The 6,152-nt window shown below is 57.1% G+C and carries 4 protein-coding genes; 1 reads left to right on the forward strand and 3 read right to left on the reverse strand.

Annotation, left to right across the window (positions count from 1 at the left end; translation table 11 throughout):
* Positions 1-13 precede the first annotated feature (13 nt).
* Positions 14-1,027 carry an amino acid ABC transporter substrate-binding protein gene (locus NKI20_RS07780; protein WP_352829593.1) on the reverse strand — a complete coding sequence of 338 codons (1,014 nt, stop codon included), beginning with the start codon at positions 1,025-1,027 and terminating at the stop codon, positions 14-16.
* 163 nt (positions 1,028-1,190) lie between these two features.
* The gene (locus NKI20_RS07785; RefSeq protein WP_352829595.1) at positions 1,191-2,153 is read right to left on the reverse strand and encodes a LysR family transcriptional regulator; all 963 of its coding nucleotides are present in this window, start codon (positions 2,151-2,153) and stop codon (positions 1,191-1,193) included.
* A gap of 600 nt (positions 2,154-2,753) precedes the next feature.
* On the opposite strand from NKI20_RS07785, the gene NKI20_RS07790 reads away from it, so the two are divergent.
* Complete coding sequence (locus NKI20_RS07790; RefSeq protein ID WP_352829596.1) at positions 2,754-3,851, forward strand: polyamine ABC transporter substrate-binding protein; 1,098 nt, start codon at positions 2,754-2,756, stop codon at positions 3,849-3,851.
* 52 nt (positions 3,852-3,903) lie between these two features.
* Here the strand turns inward: NKI20_RS07790 and NKI20_RS07795 are convergent, their stop codons facing one another.
* On the reverse strand, positions 3,904-5,649 hold the full coding sequence (locus NKI20_RS07795; RefSeq protein ID WP_352829598.1) for an adenylate/guanylate cyclase domain-containing protein: 1,746 nt from the start codon (positions 5,647-5,649) through the stop codon (positions 3,904-3,906).
* Positions 5,650-6,152 lie beyond the last annotated feature (503 nt).

Genomic DNA, 6,152 nt, shown 5'->3' on the forward strand with positions numbered 1-6,152 from the left:
AACCATGCTTTGTCTAGCGAATCGGCGGAGCGTATTGAACGCCGCCTTTGTTCCAGAGCGCGTTCATGCCGCGCTCCATTTTAAGCGGCGAATCCTTGCCGACATTGCGATCAAACACTTCGCCGTAGTTGCCCACCTGCTTGATCACCTGGACTGGCCAGTCGTCGCCGAGCCCGATGTCCTTGCCTATGGAGCCTTCCACTCCGAGCAGACGGCGGATGCTGGGGTTGTCCGACGCCTTCATTGCATCGACGTTCTTGGAGGTGACCCCATATTCTTCCGCGGCCACCATCACGTACAGCGTCCACTTTGCCACATTGAACCATTGGTCGTCACCCTGCCGCACCGCCGGGCCTAGCGGCTCCTTGGAGATCAACTCGGGTAGAACGACGCTGTCGTCCGGCTTGGCCATGCGAAGCCGCGACGCGTTCAGGGTGGAGGTGTCTGCGGACAAGACGTCGCAACGTCCCTCCTCGTAGGCCTTCACGACAGCTTCCTCGTCAGCGAAACCAACCGTGGTGTACTTGATCGATTGCGAACGAAAATAGTCGGCAAGGTTCAACTCGGTTGTGGTGCCCTGGGTGACGCAAATCGATGCACCCTCAAGCCCCTTGGCTGAGGTAACGTTGTCCGCCTTGCGCACCATAAATCCCTGGCCATCATAGAAGTACGTGCCTGCAAACAATATTCCGAGCGACGTATCGCGAGAGGACGTCCATGTTGCGTTGTGGGCGAGAATATCGACCTCTCCCGACTGCAAGGCGGTGAAGCGATCTTTTGGCGTCAACGGGATGAACTTGACCTTTTGCGCATCCCCGAGCACGGCGGCAGCCACGGCGCGACAGTAGTCGACCACAAATCCGGTCCATTTGCCTTCATTGTCGGGAAGGCTGAAGCCAGCTGTGGCCGAATTTGTGCCACACGTTAGCATTCCATTTTTCTTGACATTGTCGAGCGTTGCGGACCACGCCGAGGAGGCGGTGCACGCGATAGCTACGGCAATCAAACCCTTAACCGTTGATCTCATTTCGGCATTCCCCTGTTTTTGTTAAAGGGACTGTGCTCTCCAGGCCAAGTATTCGTCAAATTGATTGTTCTCATGATGAAAATGAGCACCGCTCATAATTTGCGAAGCACCTGCTCACGGGTGAAAAGGCGCTTGAGTGGTGAAACAGACGACAGCGCGCGACCTATTTTACGGCCGACCCCGGTGCTCCGACGGTCACCCCTTGGTGTCTCTTCGTCCGCGACTCGTTGTAGATGCCCACGATGATTTCCCGGAGCCATTTGGTACCCGGGTCATTCGCCATCTGGCGGTGAACAATGAGCCAGGCATTCACATTTGATATAGGAAGGGGCGGCGGGACCAACGTCACCTCACTCCTCTCGTCCAGCATTTGCAGGATGGCATCACCGCAATGGGTAATCAGTTCAGTGCCACGAAGCGCCCAGGGCAGCACCAGATAGTTCGAGATGGTCGCAACGACATTGCGCCGTAGACCCATCTGTTTGAGGGCGGCGTCCGCGAGGCCTTCTGCCAGACCATCTGCGGAAATCTGCAGGTGAGAACTGGCCAAATACGTTTCCAGTGTCATTGCGTCCCTGGCGACCTTGCTTCCACTCCACACCGCGCAAAACAATCGATCCTGGCCAAGCTCCACCTTCAAGAGACCTGGGTCGTCGCGTATTGCCGCTCCCGTCAGCGCACAGTCGACTTGTCTCAGATAGACCGATGAACCGATTTCGGGTCCGTTTGCGGGAATGACGTTCAGCGTGGCGCCAGGAGCTTGCCTAGAAAATTCTCGAATAAGGCCTGGGATGAAAACCATGGCATGATAATCTGTAAGTCCAACGCGAAAGTTACGTCGCGTCGTTGCTGGATTGAAGATCTGATGCCGGTCGATCGATGCGCGGATCGTTGCAAGCGCGGCAGAAATATCTGACAGCAGCTCAACTGCCCGAGGAGTTGGCCGCATCTCGCCCCCATCTCTGGTGAACAATTCATCCTGCAATAGATACCGAAGCTTCGATAGGGAGTGGCTTACAGCTGATTGTGTTCTGCCTAATTCGGTAGCCGCGCGCGTCACGCTCCTTTCACGCATCATCACGTCAAAGACTCGCAATAGATTGAGGTCGATATCGTTATAGTTCATGGAACTACCCTCATCTTCCACCTAGAGACCGACGCGCTAGGCGGCACTACCACGTTGGATTGCGACGGTGACAGATGGCGCACGAAGAGTGAAGATAGAGGTCCCGCGCTACGCCTTTGACTCTGGCGGTTGAACAGGTGACGGCCAAGGCGGCGGCGCGCGATTTCGCCCCGCTGCGGATATTGCGAAGCTCGGCTTCAAACATATCGAGAGCTTCATCGAGGAGTCCGACGGCGAGCGCTGCGAGCGTTTTGCGCTCGATAGAGACATCGGATAGGCACTGCTGGCGAGCAAAGATGCAAGACTGCGAGGTTTTGAGCTCCGCCAATAGTTTGTGCTGCTTGGGTCCGTTAACGAGGGTCGCCAGCGGAACGTCCGCTTGCTGATGACCTCATCCTAGAAGCTGACCGTTTGCTCGCGGCCCCAAAACCGCAACCGACGGTAGGTGCAAGGCCGGGAAAATCTCCCTACCGCATTCGACGACTGAGTTTGCCCATTCAACTCTTGTTCCCTTTCAGTATGTGCTAATATTGCAACCGTGCGCGGCCGCTTACAAGGTACGGCGTTCGCAGCTTGGGAACTCCAACCTATGGTGAGCACATGATCCGCAAGGCGCTTCTTTGGTCGGCTGCATCGTTGCTCGCCGGGGCCATGACCCCGTCCGCGCACGCTACCGACAAGGTCGTCAATCTTTACGACTGGTCGGACTACTTGGATCCCTCGGTCATCGACGACTTCACCAAGGACACCGGTATAAAGGTCGTATACGACGTCTTTGACTCCAACGAGATCCTCGAGACCAAGCTACTGACTGGCGGCTCCGGCTACGACGTCGTCGTGCCAAGCGCCAGTTTCCTGGCCCGCCAGGTCAAAGCCGGCGTTTTCCAGAAGCTGGACAGGTCGAAGTTGCCCAACATCGCCAACATGTGGGACGTCATCGAGCAGCGCACCGCCAAGTACGACCCAGGCAACCAGTACTCGGTGAACTACATGTGGGGGACGGTGGGCTTGGGATACAACACCGCGAAGATCAAAGCTGCGCTCGGTGTCGACAGGCTCGACAGTTGGGACTTCTTCTTCGATCCCGAGAAGCTGAAGAAGCTCGCTGATTGCGGGGTCTATGTGGTCGACTCGCCCACCGAAATCCTGCCCATCACGATGAATTATCTTGGCCTGAACCCCGAGAGCACCTCGCCGGAAGACTTCGGCAAGGCCGAAGAGGCATTGATGCGTATCCGTCCCCACGTCCGCAAAATCGAGTCATCCGAGTACATCAACGCTTTGGCGGGCGGCGACATCTGCCTGGCGATCGGCTGGTCGGGCGACGTCCTGAAGGCGCGCGACCGTGCCGCTCAAGCCGGTAACGGCGTCACAATCGCCTACTCGATCCCTCGGGAAGGCACTGTGATGTGGTTCGATCAGCTAGCAATCCCAGCAGATGCACCGCATGTGGACGAAGCGGATGCCTTCATCAACTACCTGATGAAGCCTGAAGTCGCCGCCAAGAACACAAATTATGTATTCTTTGCTAATGGCAACAAGGCGTCGGACCAATTTGTTGAAAAGAGCATTCTCGGCGACAAGTCGATCTATCCTGACGATGCCACGCTAAAGAAGCTTTTCGCCATCTTTCCGTACGACCCGAAGACGCAGCGCGTGGCGACGCGCACCTGGACCAAAATCGTCACGGGTCAGTAATTGACGACGGTTGCGCTTCCGACGAACCGCCTGATTATTCGTCGGTCATCCGTCAATCCGCAATGCCTGCTTTCCGCAGGCCATCTAGCCACTGCTCCACGTCCTCCTGACGGCGATATGGAGAGCCGCGCTTATAGTCGCCTAGAGTGAAACCAGGCTTGCGCTCGATGCACCTGCCCCAAGCCAATCTTGCCTCTTCCGCGCGTCCGAGCTGTCCCAAACACGCAGCCAGATTGGCGAACCCGCGATCATAATTGTTGTTGTCCCAACGACGGAACGAATCCAGCGAAGCCTCATATTCACCGAGCAGATAGTAAGTGAATGCGAGCAGCTCGTGGACGTCGCGGTGTTCGAGTGGACTCAGTCGTCTCAGCCGCTCGCCGATTTCACGGGCCTCAGCGAGTTGACTACTCCAAAGGCAGATATAGCCGACCCAAACGAGAACATTAGGGGTGGTCGGACCGAGGGCGAGCGCGCGTTTCCAATGGGTCTCGGCGACCTCGAAGTTCCTTTTCCATGCATGCAGAGCAGCGACGACCGCCTCCGCGATTCCGCTGGCGTCGCCGAGTTCGATGGCCCGCAGGGCTGACTGCATAGCCAACACCTTCATATCTCCGTCCGCTCTGAAAACGGAGAGGGTCGCGTAGGCGTCCGCGAGCCATGCATGCGCCCGCGCCGAATCAGGCTCCCAGCCAAGAGCCAGCTTTAAGAACTCGACACCAGCGACGGTATCCTTTTCGGTGAATCGGTGCATAGCATCGATGCCGCGCAAGAGCGCGTCATATGCGCTCAGGTTCGTTTGCGTTTGCCTGGTCCGAACGATTTCAGCAGCGCCTACCTTGCCGACCAGTGCCCAGGCGATCCTCTCTGTCACCTCGTCTTGAACGGCGAAAAGGTCATCAAGGTCTCGATCGTAGCGCTCGGCCCAGACGTGATTGCCAGTGGCCGCTTCTATCAACTGCGCGGTGATCCTGACGCGTGCAGCCGCCTTTCGAACGCTTCCCTCGACGACGTACCGTACACCGAGCTTCCTTCCGACCTCGGTGATGTTTACGGATTGACCCTTGAAAGCGAACGAGGAATTGCGCGCGATCACGAACAGACTCTGACTGCGACTGAGCTCGGTGATGAGGTCCTCCGCTATTCCATCCGAGAAATAATCCTGCTCGGGGTCCGCCGACATGTTTGTGAAAGGAAGCACCGCCACCGATGGCTTGAACGGGAGCGGCAAATCCTCTGCTGAAGCAATTAACGCCGAAGGTGGATCATCCCGCTCTTCTGTTTGAACCCGGTAGGCACGCACAGGCCCAGCAATGTTCTTCATCGTATGCTCGCCCAGGTCGACGAGCGTATAGGGAATCTTTCCCTTCACTTGATCATAGACGCTGCGTCCAATGACGACACCCCCGGGCTCACTGACCTTTTCCAGCCTGGCGGCCACGTTTACGCAGTCACCATAGATCGTCGTCTCATCCAGGATAACCTCACCGGCGTTGACACCCATTCTGAAGGCCATGCGCCGGTCTTCAGGAAGATCCGTATTGCGTGCCGTTATGCGTTCTTGCGTCTCGACTGCGAACTGCAGCGCATCGACGGCGCTGGGAAACTCGATCAGCAGACTGTCGCCCGCGGTGCCGACCAGCCGACCCCTGAATTGCGCGATCTTTGGATCGATCACTTCGGCGCGCAGTGCCTTTAGATGGGAGAGAGTCCCGGCCTCGTCGGCCCCCATCAAACGCGAGTAGCCAGCTACGTCCGCTGCCAAAACCGCCACAAGCTTTCGTTCCGGGCGCGCCACGATGCCTCCTGGACTAAAAGACGTCACGTGGGTTTGCTGGGATCGTAGCACTCGCGTCTATGCGCAACTAGCCGCCATAGAAGGTCCGCTTTGGCCAGCTTCAGACCTTGGTCCCACCGGGATGAACGTCCGCTATCGTTCTTCAGACGCCAGAAGCCGCCATTCGGCTGTCGGCCCCGAACGAGACGCTCCTCGCTCGTCGCAGAGCGTCGTCAATGGTTCTACCGCGACCTTCCAATGTGAGACTGAAACACCGTCATGATCCTCCTTTCACCGTGTTAAGGTAAGCGAGGCGTCAATCGGGTGGAAATGTAGCGCCGCAGGTGGGACAAGAACATCGAAAAACATTGGAACAGATTTGAATGCTTTGCTGTCCCACTAGTCCCTAACTGCTTGATTTAGCTTCTTTTCCAAACATCCTCCGGGCCCACCATTCAGTTCACCATCCACTATGAACTCCGGCTTAGAACCCCAACTTTCCGGCTTATCGTCAGAAGCAATGG

The organism is Mesorhizobium sp. M0830, assembly GCF_040319965.1.
Lineage (GTDB): Bacteria > Pseudomonadota > Alphaproteobacteria > Rhizobiales > Rhizobiaceae > Mesorhizobium.

Excerpts from the sequence above, each read along its gene's own strand:
- NKI20_RS07790 (WP_352829596.1), top strand. The coding sequence starts at position 2,754 with ATGATCCGCAAGGCGCTTCTTTGGTCGGCTGCATCGTTGCTCGCCGGG.
- NKI20_RS07780 (WP_352829593.1), bottom strand. The coding sequence starts at position 1,027 with ATGAGATCAACGGTTAAGGGTTTGATTGCCGTAGCTATCGCGTGCACC.
- NKI20_RS07785 (WP_352829595.1), bottom strand. The coding sequence starts at position 2,153 with ATGAACTATAACGATATCGACCTCAATCTATTGCGAGTCTTTGACGTG.